The organism is Nesterenkonia sp. YGD6, assembly GCF_022565895.1.
Taxonomy (GTDB): Bacteria; Actinomycetota; Actinomycetes; order Actinomycetales; family Micrococcaceae; genus Nesterenkonia.
The window spans coordinates 17,305-31,587 of sequence record NZ_JAJOYY010000004.1; the positions used below are offsets into that span (position 1 = coordinate 17,305).

The 14,283-nt window shown below is 65.4% G+C and carries 13 protein-coding genes; 4 read left to right on the forward strand and 9 right to left on the reverse strand.

The genetic code is table 11. From position 1 onward, the window contains the following. Positions 1-40: 40 nt before the first annotated feature. The 3 genes from rpmA to LTI14_RS07255 all read right to left on the reverse strand — a co-directional run bounded on the left by rpmA (position 41) and on the right by LTI14_RS07255 (position 4,096). Complete coding sequence (rpmA, locus tag LTI14_RS07245; RefSeq protein ID WP_036475435.1) at positions 41-295, reverse strand: 50S ribosomal protein L27; 255 nt, start codon at positions 293-295, stop codon at positions 41-43. Between the two features lie 52 nt (positions 296-347). Beyond that, complete coding sequence (gene rplU / locus LTI14_RS07250; RefSeq protein ID WP_241465088.1) at positions 348-656, reverse strand: 50S ribosomal protein L21; 309 nt, start codon at positions 654-656, stop codon at positions 348-350. Positions 657-865: 209 nt separating this feature from the next. Next, a complete protein-coding gene (locus LTI14_RS07255; RefSeq protein WP_241476143.1) occupies positions 866-4,096 on the reverse strand; it encodes an Rne/Rng family ribonuclease in 3,231 nt (1,076 codons plus the stop codon). 379 nt (positions 4,097-4,475) lie between these two features. Between LTI14_RS07255 and LTI14_RS07260 the strand changes: the two genes are divergently transcribed. The 3 genes from LTI14_RS07260 to LTI14_RS07270 all read left to right on the forward strand — a co-directional run bounded on the left by LTI14_RS07260 (position 4,476) and on the right by LTI14_RS07270 (position 6,949). Continuing rightward, positions 4,476-5,087: a vitamin K epoxide reductase family protein gene (locus LTI14_RS07260; protein ID WP_241464726.1), complete on the forward strand. Its 612-nt coding sequence runs from the start codon at positions 4,476-4,478 to the stop codon at positions 5,085-5,087. 87 nt (positions 5,088-5,174) lie between these two features. Continuing rightward, positions 5,175-6,284 (forward strand): S-(hydroxymethyl)mycothiol dehydrogenase, encoded by a 1,110-nt coding sequence (locus LTI14_RS07265; protein WP_241464725.1) that lies wholly within the window; start codon positions 5,175-5,177, stop codon positions 6,282-6,284. 8 nt (positions 6,285-6,292) lie between these two features. Continuing rightward, positions 6,293-6,949 (forward strand): MBL fold metallo-hydrolase, encoded by a 657-nt coding sequence (locus LTI14_RS07270; RefSeq protein WP_241464724.1) that lies wholly within the window; start codon positions 6,293-6,295, stop codon positions 6,947-6,949. 51 nt (positions 6,950-7,000) lie between these two features. Here LTI14_RS07270 and LTI14_RS07275 read toward each other — a convergent pair whose 3' ends face one another. The 5 genes from LTI14_RS07275 to nrdH form a co-directional block, all read right to left on the reverse strand. Continuing rightward, a complete protein-coding gene (locus LTI14_RS07275) occupies positions 7,001-7,795 on the reverse strand; it encodes a lipoate--protein ligase family protein (RefSeq protein WP_241476144.1) in 795 nt (264 codons plus the stop codon). Between the two features lie 40 nt (positions 7,796-7,835). Continuing rightward, the gene (gene nrdF, locus LTI14_RS07280) at positions 7,836-8,810 is read right to left on the reverse strand and encodes a class 1b ribonucleoside-diphosphate reductase subunit beta (RefSeq protein ID WP_106123034.1); all 975 of its coding nucleotides are present in this window, start codon (positions 8,808-8,810) and stop codon (positions 7,836-7,838) included. A 78-nt stretch (positions 8,811-8,888) separates the two neighbouring features. Further along, positions 8,889-11,033: a class 1b ribonucleoside-diphosphate reductase subunit alpha gene (nrdE, locus tag LTI14_RS07285; protein ID WP_241465087.1), complete on the reverse strand. Its 2,145-nt coding sequence runs from the start codon at positions 11,031-11,033 to the stop codon at positions 8,889-8,891. Between the two features lie 41 nt (positions 11,034-11,074). Then, positions 11,075-11,503, reverse strand: coding sequence for a class Ib ribonucleoside-diphosphate reductase assembly flavoprotein NrdI (gene nrdI, locus LTI14_RS07290; RefSeq protein ID WP_241464722.1), 429 nt, complete (start codon positions 11,501-11,503; stop codon positions 11,075-11,077). Positions 11,504-11,510: 7 nt separating this feature from the next. Beyond that, positions 11,511-11,762 carry a glutaredoxin-like protein NrdH gene (gene nrdH / locus LTI14_RS07295; protein WP_241464721.1) on the reverse strand — a complete coding sequence of 84 codons (252 nt, stop codon included), beginning with the start codon at positions 11,760-11,762 and terminating at the stop codon, positions 11,511-11,513. Positions 11,763-12,305: 543 nt separating this feature from the next. Here nrdH and LTI14_RS07300 point away from each other — a divergent pair. Then, positions 12,306-13,301, forward strand: a complete 996-nt coding sequence (locus tag LTI14_RS07300) for a GTP pyrophosphokinase (RefSeq protein WP_241464720.1) — start codon at positions 12,306-12,308, stop codon at positions 13,299-13,301. 43 nt (positions 13,302-13,344) lie between these two features. Here the strand turns inward: LTI14_RS07300 and thiD are convergent, their stop codons facing one another. Continuing rightward, a complete protein-coding gene (thiD, locus tag LTI14_RS07305; RefSeq protein ID WP_241476145.1) occupies positions 13,345-14,223 on the reverse strand; it encodes a bifunctional hydroxymethylpyrimidine kinase/phosphomethylpyrimidine kinase in 879 nt (292 codons plus the stop codon). Positions 14,224-14,283 lie beyond the last annotated feature (60 nt).

Consider the following 14,283-nt stretch of genomic DNA (forward strand, 5'->3'; position numbering starts at 1 on the left):
ACCCTCGACTTTACGTGCGAAACGTCTGTGCAGGCCTGGATCAGGCTGCTGGGACGATGTTGACGACCTTCCGACCGCGACGGCTGCCGAACTCGACGGCGCCTTCTGCGAGTGCGAAGAGGGTGTCGTCGCCACCGCGTCCGACGTTGACGCCGGGGTGGAACTTGGTGCCGCGCTGGCGGATCAGGATCTCACCAGCGGAGACGTTCTGACCGCCGAAGCGCTTCACGCCCAGGTACTGGGCGTTGGAATCGCGGCCGTTGCGAGTCGAGCTCGCACCTTTTTTATGTGCCATTGGGTCTGCCTACCTCTCGGGAAGAACGGGGAAACTGCGAACCTTGATCGCCTCAGGCGATCGAGGTCACCTTGATGCGGGTGAGCTCAGAACGGTGACCCTGGCGCTTGCGGTAGCCGGTCTTGTTCTTGAACTTCTCAATGACGATCTTCTTACCGCGGAAGTTCTCCAGGACCTCGGCCTCGACCGAGATCTTGGCGAGCTCATCTGCTGCGGTAGTGACCTTGTCCCCGTCCACCAGCATCACTGCCGGCAGCTTAATGGTGCTGCCTGCCGCGCCCGGAACTCGGTCAACGGTCACGAGGTCTCCAACGGAAACCTTTTCCTGGCGGCCGCCAGCGCGGACAATCGCGTACACCACTTGGGACTCACTTCTCTCGATGATCATTTCGGACTAAACCAATCGCGCATATCAGCGGTGAATTCTCTCTGCAGAGATTCTCCGCCGATCTGCGCGGAAGACATGTTGGTGCTTATAACACCAAGGGTCAACCTTACGCGAGGACCCCTGGGACAGCAAGTTGGCCGAGCCCGATCCACCCAGCGGGTGGAGCAGGCCCGGCCCGCTGGCTACTCGGGGCGGGAGATCTCCTCGGCCTTGACCCCTACGCCGAGCATCACCGGCTCGGTCGCCGGCTTCTTCGTCGCGGTCTCGGCAGATCCCTGCTCGGCCTGCGCCGAGGAGAAGGTCTTGCCCTCAGGCTTCTGCGCGGCGGCGATCTGCTGCACCTCGCCGGAGGCGCCCTGGACCGATCCGGCGGCACGACGACGGCGACGGGCCGGTGCCGGGCTGCGCGGTTCACGCGAGTCCAGCGCCTGACCCAGGGTGTCGAGCGAGGCCTGCTTGTCCTGGCTGGAGGCGCCTGCGGAGGCGGGCGCCTTCTGCTCGCGCTTCTCGGCGCGCGGAAGCGGAACCTCCTCGCCGCCGATCTTGAGCACCTTCTCGCCGGAGGCCTCGGCCGGAGCCGCTGCCGCGGCGTCGGACTTGGCCGTGCCGGTCTTCACGCTGTCGGTCTTCGCTGCACCGGAATCAGCTGCACCGGAGTCAGCCGGAGTGCTCGACCCCGCGCTGCCAGCGGGCTGGCTGGCGCTGCGTCGTCCCCTGCGGCGTGCCGGACGGGACCCCGACGTGGAGCCGGACTGAGCGTTCTCGGCAGAGCGGTCGCCGTCGTTGCGGTCAGCACCCTTCTCGGCGTTCTTCGCGGAGCCCTGCTCGGCACCGGCGTCAGTGTTCTTGTCGCGATCCCCGGAGGAGCGCTGCTCCTCCTCGGCGTGCTTCGACGCGGTGGCCGCGGCGACCTGGGCCAGTGCCTGGCGGGCCTTCTCCTGCCGCTCCTTCTCCTCGGCACTGACCTCGGGGGTGGACTGCTGGGAGTCGTTGTCATCCTCGGGGCGGCGACCCTTGGCCTTGCGCCGCTTCTTCGGCGCCCGGGCCTTCTGCGGGTCCCCGTGCGAGGTGAAGGATCCACCGTGCTCGATCGGTTCGGCGTGGGTGATCACGCCGCGTCCAGCGCAGTGCTCACAGTCTTCGGAGAAGACCTCCAGCAGGCCGGTGCCCATGCGCTTGCGGGTCATCTGGATCAGACCCAGCGAGGTCACCTCAGCGACCTGGTGCTTGGTGCGGTCTCGGCCCAGGCACTCGACCAGTCGGCGCAGCACCAGATCGCGGTTGACCTCGAGGACCATGTCGATGAAGTCGACCACGATGATCCCGCCGATGTCGCGCAGGCGCAGCTGCCGGACGAGCTCTTCGGCGGCTTCGAGGTTGTTCTTGGTGACGGTCTCCTCGAGGTTGCCGCCGGAGCCGACGAACTTGCCGGTGTTGACGTCGACCACGGTCATGGCTTCGGTGCGGTCGAAGACCAGCGAGCCGCCGGAGGGCAGGTTGACCTTGCGGTCCAGCGCCTTGTTCAGCTGCTCGTCGATCCGGTGGTGGGAGAAGATGTCGTCGGCCTGCTGCTCCTCCGGGATCCACTGCTGGAGCCGGTCGAGCAGGTGCGGAGCCACATAGGTGACGTACGCCTCGATGTTGTCCCAGGTCTCGTCACCCTGGACCTCCATGGAGGAGAAGTCTTCGTTGAAGACGTCACGGACCACCTTGATGGTCAGGTCGGGCTCGGCGTAGAAGAGCTCCGGTGCCAGCACCTTCTTGTCATCGGACTGGCGCTGGATCTGCTCCCAGAGCGAGCGCAGCCGGTTGATGTCGTTGGTCAGCTCCTCCTCGGAGGCGCCTTCCGCAGCCGTGCGCACGATCACGCCGGCGTTGTCGGGCATGTGGTCCTTGAGGACCTTCTTCAGCCGGGCGCGCTCGGTGTCGGGCAGCTTCCGCGAGATGCCGGTCATCGAACCGCCGGGCACGAAGACCAGGTAGCGACCGGGCAGCGAGATCTGGCTGGTCAGCCGGGCTCCCTTGTGTCCGACCGGGTCCTTGGTGACCTGGACGAGCACCGAGTCCCCGGACTTCAGCGCGTTCTCGATCTTGCGCGGGCCTCCGCTCAGACGGGACGCGGCCCAGTCGACCTCACCGGCGTAGAGCACGGCGTTGCGGCCGCGGCCGATGTCCACGAAGGCGGCCTCCATGGAGGGCAGCACGTTCTGGACCTTGCCGAGATAGACGTTGCCGATGAGCGAATCCTGGGTGGTGTGCGAGACGTAGTGCTCTGCGAGCACGCCGTCCTCGAGCACGCCGATCTGGATCCGCTCGCCGCGCTGGCGCACGATCATCTTGCGGTCCACGGACTCGCGGCGCGCCAGGAACTCGGCCTCGGTGATGACCTGGCGGCGGCGTCCGGTGTCCCGGGAGGACCGCCGGCGCTGCCGCTTGGCCTCGAGCCGGGTGGAGCCCTTGAGCCCGGTGACCTTGTCCGAGACGGGAGCCTCAGCGGCCTCGCGCGGCGCGCGGACCCGGGTCACGGTGTGGGCGTCATCTTCGTTGGACTCGACCTCGAGGTCGGCGCTGCCGCGACGACGACGACGGCGCTTGCGGATCACCGGCTCGTCATCGTCCGCGGAGCTGGTCTCCCGCTCGGAGCGGCTCTGCGAACCGGACCCGTCGCCGGACTCGCTGTCCTTGGAGTCGCCGTTCTTGGAATCGGAGTTCTTCGAGCCGTTCTGCCGCGCAGAGTCCCGCTGGTCCGCGGAGTCCCCCGCTGAGCTCTGCGAGTCCGACGAGTCGGAGTCGCTGGAGTCTTCGGAGCTGCGGTTCTTGTTCCGACCGCCGCGGCGACGCTTGCGGCGCGAGCGACGGCCCTGGCCGTCACCGTCCTGGTCGTCCTCGGACTGCGCATCCCAGTCCTGGGACTCGTCGTCCTCGGAGTCCCGATCCTGGGAGCTGCTGTTCTGTGAGTCGCGGCCCTGGGAATCGCTGTTCGCCGAGTCACCGCCCTGCGCTGGACGGTCCTGGGCGCCAGAGCTGGGGTCACCATCACTGGCGGACCGGTCACCCCTGCGCGAAGCGGAGTCGTCCTTGGACGGGCTTCCCGCGTTGGAGCCGCTGCGTCGCGAACCGCGCCGGCGTGATCCGGACTCAGGCTGGTCCTCGTCCTGGGAGTCGGAGTCCTCGGTGTCGGCGCTGCGGGTCTTCGCCGGGGTCCGTGGCTTGACCGTGGCCAGATCCGGCGCCTGGAACAGGACGTTGACGGCGTCGTCCTGAACGGCTGCTCGGGGCTCCTGGGCCGATTCCGCCTCTGCGGCGCTGCGGGAGGGCTCGGAGCTCTCCGGCGACGGCTGCGGCGCACTGAAGGGATTGAAGATGTCGTTGCTGCCCGCTGCGTCGTCTGCGGGGGTCTCGGGGTGGGACATTATGGAGTTGCTCCTGACCGCTCCCACGGTGCCACACTCACCGCGTCTGCGGCTCTGCTTAGGTGGATTCAGCCGGTCGCGTTGACCCTGGCTCTCACAAAGGGTGCGACCTGCTCATTCCACTTATTGATGTTGTCTCAAACCTATGTTCCTAGCTGCACTGGCTTTCCGGGCGCTGCTCCCATTCTCGGAGCGCGCTCTGCGCGGCCTTCCAGTGGCTGCTCATCACTCCCCGGCCTCTGCTGTGACCGTTTCTCACAGCGGCATCGCTGAGGCCCAGGTGATGGCGTGCAAGCCTTCTCGGTCTGCGGGTGTGGTCCGCTCGCCGATGCAACTCAGTATCGCATACCCCTCCAGATATCTTGCGTAGAATCCCCGCATGGCCCTTTACCCGACTGAGCAGCTGATTCGTCCCGCCGTCGCCTCCACACGATCGGTGGGCCTCTGGCTGCTGCTGACCTCGGTCATCGCCGCGGTGGCCAGCGGGCTGCTGATGTATGAGCGCGTCCAGCTCTGGCGCGACGCTGACTACACCACCGCCTGCGACATCAACCCCTGGGTCTCCTGCGGGCTCGTGATGGACTCCTGGCAGGCTTCCAGCTTCGGCTTCCCGAACATCTTCCTGGGCGTGATCGGCTTCCCGATGGCGATCCTTGTCGCCGTGACCATCCTGAGCCGGGTCCCGCTTCCGCGCTGGTACTGGCTGGGGCTGCAGGCCGGCGTGACCTTCGCGCTGATCTTCTGCATCTGGCTGTGGTCCCAGGCGGTGTTCGTCATCGGCGCGCTCTGCCCCTACTGCATGGTGGTCTGGGCAGCGGTCATCCCGATGTTCGTGGTCGTCACCGCTCGCAACATCGCCACCGGCGCCCTGCCCGCGGGCACCGGACTGCAGAAGCTCTCCGCTGACTGGTGGTGGGTGGTCATCGCGCTGATCTACCTGGTGGTGCTGGGCAGCATCATCGTGCAGTTCCCTCAGGTCTTCACCGGCTGAGGAGCACCGTCGGGCTCCTGAGATATCGTGGAAACCGGCGTGCAAGACACGCCGAACGTGTGACCTGCAGATATTTAGGAGCTGGCAATGTCCCAGACCGTTAGTGCCGTCGTCGTCAAAGAGAAGAACGGCCCCGCCGTTCTCGAGCAGATCATCGTGCCGGACCCGATCGCTGGTGAGGTCGTCGTCGATGTCCTCACCTGCGGCGTGTGTCAGACCGATCAGCACTACCAGCAGGGCGAGGTGGGCGACAACTTCCCGTACCTGCTGGGCCACGAAGCCACCGGCCGGGTCTCAAAGATCGGCGAAGGCGTGACCAATGTGACTGTCGGTGACACCGTCATCCTGAACTGGCGCGCTGTCTGCGGCGAGTGCCGCGCCTGCCGCAAGGGCGAGCCGAAGTACTGCTTCGACACCCACAACGCGCAGCAGCAGATGACGCTCACCGACGGCACCCCGCTGGAGGCCGCGCTGGGAATCGGCGCCTTCGCGGAGAAGACCCTGGTCGCCGCCGGACAGTGCACCGTGATCCAGGACCTGCCCGCCGAGTCCAATGCAGCCGTGGGCCTGCTGGGCTGCGGAATCATGGCCGGAATCGGCGCAGCGATCAACACCGGCGAGGTCAAGCGCGGCGAGTCTGTCGCTGTGATCGGCGCCGGCGGAGTCGGCACCGCCGCGGTGCTCGGCGCGAAGCTGGCCGGAGCCACCACCATCATCGCCGTGGACCTGGACGACCGGAAGCTTGCCAAGGCGGCCGACCTCGGCGCCACCCACACCATCAACTCGAAAGAGTCCGACGCGGTCGAGACCATCCGCGAGCTGACCGGCGGCTTCGGCGCTGATGTGGTCATCGACGCCGTGGGCCGACCAGAGACGTATAAGCAGGCGTTCTATGCCCGCGACCTCGCCGGACGGGTGGTGCTCGTCGGGGTTCCCGATCCCTCACACACCCTGGAGCTTCCGCTGGCCGACTTCTTCGGCCGCGGCGGATCGCTGAAGTCCTCCTGGTACGGCGACTGCCTGCCCTCCCGGGACTTCCCGATGCTGGTGAGCCACTACCGCAACGGCAACCTCGACCTCGACGCCTTCGTCACCGAACGCGTCAGCCTCGACCAGGTCCAGGAAGCCTTCGACACGATGAACCGCGGCGAGGTGCTGCGCTCGGTCGTCGAGCTTCAGTCCTCCACCCAGAATTGAGGAATCCCATGAGCACCAGCTTCGAGAATCTCGTCACCTCCGGAACGTTCTCGCTCGACGGCGGAACCTGGGATGTGGACAACAACGTCTGGATCATCGGCGATGCGAACGAGGTCATCATCATCGATCCCGCCCACGACGCCGACGCCGTGGCCAAGGCCGTGGGGGAACGGGCCGTGAGCGCGATCCTGCTGACCCATGGGCATGACGATCACATCAGCCAGGCTCTGGAGGTGCAGAAGCGCCTGGGCGGCAGGATCCATCTGAACCCGGAGGATCAGATGCTCTGGGACTCCGTGCATGGGGGCACCGTGCCGGATGTGCACATCGGCGATGGCGACGTGTTCACCGTGGGAGACGCCACCCTGGTGGCGATCCACACCCCGGGCCACTCCCCCGGGTCCACCTGCTTCTACTCCGAGGCGCTGACCGGCCCCGACGGCGCAACACAACCGGTGCTGTTCTCCGGAGACACGCTGTTCTCCGGCGGTCCCGGCGCCACCGGTCGGTCCTACTCCAGCTTCGAGACGATCATCGAGTCGATCCGGACTCGACTGTTCCAGGAGCTGCCGGCCGAGACGGTGGTCAACACCGGGCACGGCCCGTCGACCTCCATCGGTGCCGAGTCGCCGCAGCTGCAGGAATGGATCGATCGCGGAGAGTGATCGGACGCGCAGTGTGATCAGCCGCAGGGAGTGATCAGCTGCGGGCACTGATCAACGGCGCGCATTGACGCTGGGAGGGGTCGGCGAGGGTTCGTCGATCTCTTCCAGCGCCCAGTGCCGGCGGTAGACCTGAAGCACCGCGGCTTCGATGTTCTCCACGGTGGTGTCCACGCCGAGATCGGTGATCGCACCGGCGGTCAGCGGGTCCCAGGGAAGCCCCAGAGCCGCATAGGCGCGGGACAGCACCCGACGAATCGATGCTCCGTCCTCGACGATGATCGAGGAGGAGAAGAGCCAGCCCGAGCTGATGACCCGCTGGGCGGTCCCGATGAGCTTGATCCTGAGGTCAGGATCCACCCGCGAGATGCCGTGGATCGAATGGTCGCCCGGGCAGTATTCGCCGGGGATGGGTCCCAGGCGGGCCGAGACCCCCGCCGTCTCCAGTGCTTCGCGCAGAAGCTCGCCGAACTCGGTGAACCGGGTCTGGGATGCACGGATCGGATCGGGGTCCGGCTCGATGTGGTCGATGACCAGGGAACCCGGATGATAGGCCGCCGCACGACCCCCGGCGCGCCGGACCAGCGGAGTGAAGCCCTCCTCGCGGCAGCCCTGGGCAGCTGCGGCGAATCCCGGCAGCCGCTGGTCGCGCTGTCCGAAGGCCACCGTGGGTTCTGGACGGTAGAGCCGCAACAACGGTGCGATCCCGCCGTCGCTCTGAGAGTCCCGGATGCGGAGGGCCTTCGCGGCGCGCGTGCGCTGCAGCAGAGTCAGGGCCAGCTCGAGGTCGGCCTCGGCGCCGTGGCTTGCGCGCTGTCGGTAGACCTGGAGCGGCCCTGCGTCTGTCATGCGATGTGTGTCTGGTGAGATCTGTCAGCCGGTGGGCGGATCAGAAGTCCCAGTCGTCGTCTTCGGTCTCCTCGGCCTTGCCGATCACGTAGGAGGACCCAGAGCCGGAGAAGAAGTCGTGATTCTCATCGGCGTTCGGGCTCAGCGCGGAGAGGATCGCGGGGTTCACGTCGGTGAGCTCCTTGGGGAACATCGCCTCATAGCCCAGGTTCATCAGGGCCTTGTTGGCGTTGTAATGCAGGAACTTCTTCACATCCTCGCTGAGGCCCACGCCGTCGTAGAGGTCGTGGGTGTACTGCAGCTCGTTCTCGTAGAGCTCGTACATGAGCTCGTAGGTGTAGTCCTTGAGCTCCTGCTGGCGCTCCGGAGTCTCGCGCTCCAGCGCCCGCTGGTACTTGTAGCCGATGTAGTACCCGTGCACGGCCTCGTCGCGGATGATCAGCCGGATGATGTCTGCGGTGTTGGTCAGCTTGGCGCGCGAGGACCAGTGCATGGGCAGGTAGAACCCGGAATAGAAGAGGAAGGACTCCAAGATGGTGGAGGCCACCCGCTTCTTCAGCCCGTCATCGCCGTGGTAGTAGTCCATCACGATCTGCGCCTTGCGCTGCAGGTTCGCGTTCTCCTTGGACCAGCGGAAGGCCTCGTCGATCTCCTTGGTGGAGCACAGCGTGGAGAAGATCTGTGAGTAGGACTTGGCGTGGACCGACTCCATGAAGGAGATGTTGGTCATCACCGCCTCCTCGTGCTGGGTCAGTGCGTGCGGGATCAGCGCCACCGCACCCACGGTGCCCTGGATGGTGTCCAGCAGGGTCAGCCCGGTGAAGACCCGCATGGTGAGGGTCTTCTCCTCTTCGGTCAGCGTCGCCCAGGACTGGACGTCGTTGGACAGCGGGATCTTCTCCGGCAGCCAGAAGTTGTTGACCAGGCGGTTCCAGACTTCGCTGTCCTTCTCGTCTTCGAGGCGGTTCCAGTTGATCGCCTCGACGTGCTCGAGGAGCGCTTTAGATGGTGTCAACGTCAGGGGTCTCTTTCTAGAAGAAGCGTGGAGTTCCGGGACGGGCCGTGATGATCACGGCCCCGGTGGGCGCGAGGGTCACAGCATGCAGGAGACGCAGCCGTCGACCTCGGTGCCCTCGAGCGCGAGCTGGCGCAGGCGGATGTAGTAGAGCGTCTTGATGCCCTTGCGCCATGCGTAGATCTGCGCCTTGTTGATGTCGCGGGTGCTGGCGGTGTCCTTGAAGAAAAGCGTCAGGGACAGGCCCTGGTCCACGTGCTGGGTCGCAGCGGCGTAGGTGTCGATGATCTTCTCGTACCCGATCTCATAGGCATCCTGGTAGTACTCCAGGTTGTCATTGGTCAGGTAGGGCGCCGGGTAGTAGACGCGCCCGAGCTTGCCCTCTTTGCGGATCTCGATCTTCGAGGCCACCGGGTGGATCGAAGAGGTCGAGTTGTTGATGTAGGAGATGGAGCCGGTGGGCGGCACCGCCTGCAGGTTCTGGTTGTAGATGCCGTGGGCCATGACCGAGGCCTTGAGCTCCAGCCAGTCGGCCTGGGTCGGGATGGCCACGTGGCCGAACAGGGTGCGGACCTTCTCGGTCGCCGGCGCCCAGAGCTGTTCGGTGTACTTCTCGAAGAACTCACCGGTGGCGTACTGGGAGTTCTCGAAGCCGTCGAAGCTCTGGCCGCTCTCGATCGCGAGCTGGTTCGAGGAGCGCAGGGCGTGATAGAGCACCGTGTAGAAGTAGATGTTGGTGAAGTCGATGCCCTCTTCGGACCCGTAGTAGACGCGTTCCCGCGCCAGGTAGCCGTGCAGGTTCATCTGCCCCAGACCGATCGCGTGGGAGCGCCGGTTGCCCTCAGCGATGGAGGGGACCGAGTTGATGTAGGACATGTCCGAGACCGCGGTCAGGGTGCGGATCGCCGTCTCGATGGTCTGCCCGAAGTCCGGTGAGTCCATCGCCTTGGCGATGTTCATCGAGCCAAGGTTGCAGGAGATGTCCTTGCCGATCTCCGAGTAGCTCAGGTCGTCGGCGTACTCGCTGGGCTCTGAGACCTGGAGGATCTCCGAGCACAGGTTGGACATGGAGATCCGTCCGGCGATCGGGTTCGCCCGGTTCACGGTGTCTTCGAACATCACATACGGGTAGCCGGACTCGAACTGGATCTCGGCCAGGGTCTGGAAGAACTCGCGAGCGTTGATCTTGGTCTTGCGGATCCGCGCATCGTCGACCATCTCGTGATACTTCTCGGTCACCGAGATCTCGCTGAACGCCTTCCCGTAGACGCGCTGGACGTCATAGGGGCTGAACAGGTACATCGGCTCGTTCTTCTTGGCGAGCTCGAAGGTGATGTCCGGGACGACGACGCCGAGAGAGAGGGTCTTGATCCGGATCTTCTCGTCTGCGTTCTCCCGCTTGGTGTCGAGGAAGCGGAAGATGTCGGGGTGGTGGGCGTTGAGGTAGACCGCGCCGGCGCCCTGGCGTGCGCCGAGCTGGTTGGCGTAGGAGAAGGAGTCTTCCAGAAGCTTCATCACCGGGATCACACCGGAGGACTGGTTCTGGATGTGCTTGATCGGGGCGCCGTTCTCGCGGATGTTGGTCAGCGACAGGGCCACGCCTCCCCCGCGCTTGGAGAGCTGGAGGGAGGAGTTGATGGCGCGGGCGATCGACTCCATGTTGTCCTCGATGCGCAGCAGGAAGCAGGAGACCAGCTCACCGCGCTGCTTCTTGCCTGAGTTCAGGAAGGTCGGGGTCGCGGGCTGGAAGCGGCCGGAGATCATCTCGTCGACCATCTTGTTCGCCAGCTGCTCGTCGCCGCGGGCCAGGTGCAGCGCGACCATGGTCACGCGGTCCTCGTAGCGCTCCAGGTAGCGGTCACCGTCGAAGGTCTTCAGCGCGTAGGAGGTGTAGAACTTGAAGGCGCCCAGGAAGGTGGGGAACCTGAACTTCGCGGCGTAGGCGCGGTCGAAGATGGCCCTGGTGAACTCCTTGGAGTACTGCTCCAGGGTCTCGGGCTCGTAGTAGTCGTTCTCGACCAGGTAGCCCAGCTTCTCCTCCAGGTTGTGGAAGAAGACCGTGTTGGTGTTCACATGGTCCAGGAAGTACTGGCGGGCCGCGAGCTGATCCGCCTCGAACTGGATCTCGCCGTCGGGGCCGTAGAGGTTGAGCATGGCGTTGAGCTCGTGATAGCTCAGTCCCTGCCACTGGGCGGGCATGACTTTGGCCAGCGGTGCGTCCATGGAGTCCCTGCCGTGCTGGGTCTGTGCGGTGCTCGCCGCGTTCAGCGGCTTGGTTGCTGTTTCCAAAACTCTTCCAATCCCATCTCGACCGTGGCCACGTCTTCTGGTGTGCCCATCAGTTCAAATCTGTATAGATGAGGGACTCCGCACTTGGCGGCGACGATGTCGCCTGCGATGCAGTAGCTCTCATGAAAATTCGTGTTGCCCGCGCCGATCACTCCGCGCAGGAGGTTCCTGTTGGATTCAACATTGAGGAACTTGATGACCTGCTTCGGCACCGAGCCTTCGCCGGCGTCGGCCCCATATGAGGGAAGGACCAGGACGAAGGGCTGCTCCGCCTCGAGGGTCTCATCTCTGGTGAGCAGCGGAAGCCTCGCAACCTCCCCTGCCCCGCGCTGAAGCTTCTCCACGAATCGGTGCGTGTTGTTCGACACCGAGGAGAAGTAGATCAGCCTCGCCGAGGTGCTCACGGCTGCATCAGGCGACCGAGCTGATCGCAGCGTGCTGAACGGTCAGCTCGGAGATCTTGTCGGGACGGAATCCGGACCAGTGGTCGGACTCGGTGATGACCACGGGTGCCTGCATGTAGCCCAGGCCGCGCAGCCGCTCGAGGGCCTCGGCATCCTGGGTGATGTCGACGGTCTCGTAGGTCACGCCGTTCTTGTCCAGGGCGCGGTAAGTGGCGTTGCACTGGACGCAGGCGGGCTTGGTGTAGACAGTGACAGACATGGGCTCCCCGATTCAAACGTGACGTTTTGGCTATGCCTCAATACTACATCTTGGGTTCGGAGATATCAGCAGGCACTAGATGATGTACTTGCACCCGTGTAGTTCTCCACCGACTGTCCACAGGACCTGTGGACCATGACTCCCCTGGAATGGCGCGGAAGCGGCGCCCTCACCCGCTCTTCCTCCACAGCTGTGGAGTTCGATACTCCCGAGAAGAAGTTTCTTGAACCACCGCGTGTCTCGGCGTGTCTGGACCGTGAAATCGGAAGATGTTGCGTCTGCGCCCTCGATCATTCACCAGATGTTGTGGTTGGGGTCTCATCCAGGATCCCATCGACGAGCAATACCGCCCGAACATGGGTCCTGCAGAGTATCGCGGCTTCGCGGCTGTCGGCGGAAGCTGTCTGGGCGATCACAACGATTCCGTAGAGGGACTTCACAGAGAGTGCACCTAGGGTCGAGAATCAGAATCACCGGTCCCGTGACCGTCGTCTCCCAGCCCCGCGCTGTGAACCCCTGAAACCCCCTAGGAGAACTTCCCCCATGTCCGCTGGACGCGCTCCTGCCACTGACAGCCATTTCCTGCCCGTCGATGCCCCTGACCGAGTCTCGCTGAGCGCCGGGGTCCGCGTCCCGCCCGGCAAGGACCTGGCCCAGCAGGCGCCGCTGGCGAAGAAGGCGCAGCGCAGCGAGTCCGATGTCTACCGAGCGCTGCTCTCGGAGCTGCACAGCAGCGCCGGAGAGGAGGGTGACGGCGTGGCGGTGCGGATGGTGGACATCCGGCGGCAGCTCACCGAGTTCCAGCTGCACTATAAGTTCGGCATGGATGAGGTGCTCACCAAGATCAACGTGCTGCGCGAGGAGTTCGAACACACCCGCGACTACTCCCCCATCGAGCATGTGAACTACCGGCTGAAATCCCTGGACCGGATCCTGGACAAGGTGCAGCGCTATGGCTGTGAACCCACCCTGGAGAGCATCCGGCACTCCATCCGGGACATCGCAGGGATCCGGATCACCTGCTCCTTCGTCTCAGACGCCTACTGGGTCGCGGAGATGCTGTGCAGCCAGCCGGACCTGCGGGTCGTCGAGGTCAAGGACTACATCCGCACGCCCAAGGTCAACGGGTACCAGAGCCTGCATGTGATCGTGCAGGTGCCGGTCTTCCTCTCCAACCGCACCGAGTTCGTCTACGTGGAGGTGCAGATCCGCACCGTGGCGATGGACTTCTGGGCCTCGCTGGAGCACAAGATCTATTACACCTACGACGGCGAGGTGCCCGACGACATCCTCGATGAGCTGCGCGACGCCGCGGTCCAGGCCGCGGCGTTGGATCAGCAGATGGCTTCGATCAGGGACCGGGTCACCGCGCTGAAGGATCAGGCGCCGGTCTCGGGTCAGGGTGCCACCGGGCCGACTCCACGTGATCGCGCGACCACCGGGGCCTGGTTCCCTTCGGATGACGCGATGGGGACCACCTGGAAGTGGGAAGACATCGCCAAGCACGCCGGTGGACCGCACGAGACGCCGCAGGGCTGAGGCATCTGCGCCAGCCCGACGCCGGCAGGTACGCGCTGGAAGCTCAGCGCCAGAGCTGCGCGAAGTGCTGGATCGGGCCGTGACCCTTGCCGACGTCGAGGCGTTCAGAGTCCTGGAGCGCGGCCGTCATCCAGTCCTTGACCACCGGCAGCGCGGTCGACCAGCTGTGGCCGCGGGCGGCGAGAGTCGCCAGCGCCGCGGAGACCGAGCAACCGGTCCCGTGGGTGTTCTGCGTGTGGATCCGCGGCGAGAGGAACTGCTCCTCCTCCTGGCGCGCTCCTGACTGCTCGGGGTAGACCAGGGTGTCGACGACGAACTCCTTCGCCGAGGCGTCGTCGAGATGTCCACCCTTGGCGAGGACCACCACCTGATGTGCATCCGCCACGGTGCGCGCCTGAGAGATGAGCCCCGCGGGGTCGGTCGCCGGCTCGGTCCCGGCCAGCAGCGCGAGTTCGGGCACGTTGGGGGTGATCAGGTCCGCCCGGTGCAGGAAGTGGATCAGCGCCGACTCCGCGGCGGCGTCGAGGAGCCGGTCCCCGGAGGTGGCGACCATGACCGGGTCGAGCACCAGCACGGGTCGGATCCCGGCGTCGTCGTGATCACCGCTGAGCCCCAGCGCGTCCAGCCACTCGGCCACCGTGGTGATGATCTCCTCGGTGCCGAGCATCCCTATCTTGATCGCGTCCAGCGCCACGTCATCGGAGACGGCATCCAGCTGTGCGCGCAGGAAGCTCGCCGGGGGCAGGTGGATGCCGCGCACCCCCTGGGTGTTCTGTGCCACCAGCGCAGTCACCACGCACATGCCGTATCCACGGTGCGCCGCAAAGCTCTTCAGGTCCGCCTGGATGCCGGCGCCGCCGGTGGGATCGGTTCCGGCGATCGAGAGGATGTTGGGGATGCTGCGCGGTGACGGGAGACTCATGGCTCCATGCTAATCGGCCCGCGCCGCTCCCCTCCGCCGCTCTCATCGGCGGGGCGCGGG

Bases quoted from the DNA above. Each gene is read 5' to 3' on its own strand.
- rpmA (WP_036475435.1), bottom strand. From the start codon at position 295: ATGGCACATAAAAAAGGTGCGAGCTCGACTCGCAACGGCCGCGATTCC.
- LTI14_RS07255 (WP_241476143.1), bottom strand. From the start codon at position 4,096: ATGTCCCACCCCGAGACCCCCGCAGACGACGCAGCGGGCAGCAACGAC.
- LTI14_RS07260 (WP_241464726.1), top strand. From the start codon at position 4,476: ATGGCCCTTTACCCGACTGAGCAGCTGATTCGTCCCGCCGTCGCCTCC.
- LTI14_RS07265 (WP_241464725.1), top strand. From the start codon at position 5,175: ATGTCCCAGACCGTTAGTGCCGTCGTCGTCAAAGAGAAGAACGGCCCC.
- LTI14_RS07270 (WP_241464724.1), top strand. From the start codon at position 6,293: ATGAGCACCAGCTTCGAGAATCTCGTCACCTCCGGAACGTTCTCGCTC.
- LTI14_RS07275 (WP_241476144.1), bottom strand. From the start codon at position 7,795: ATGACAGACGCAGGGCCGCTCCAGGTCTACCGACAGCGCGCAAGCCAC.
- nrdE (WP_241465087.1), bottom strand. From the start codon at position 11,033: ATGGACGCACCGCTGGCCAAAGTCATGCCCGCCCAGTGGCAGGGACTG.
- nrdH (WP_241464721.1), bottom strand. From the start codon at position 11,762: ATGTCTGTCACTGTCTACACCAAGCCCGCCTGCGTCCAGTGCAACGCC.
- LTI14_RS07300 (WP_241464720.1), top strand. From the start codon at position 12,306: ATGTCCGCTGGACGCGCTCCTGCCACTGACAGCCATTTCCTGCCCGTC.
- thiD (WP_241476145.1), bottom strand. From the start codon at position 14,223: ATGAGTCTCCCGTCACCGCGCAGCATCCCCAACATCCTCTCGATCGCC.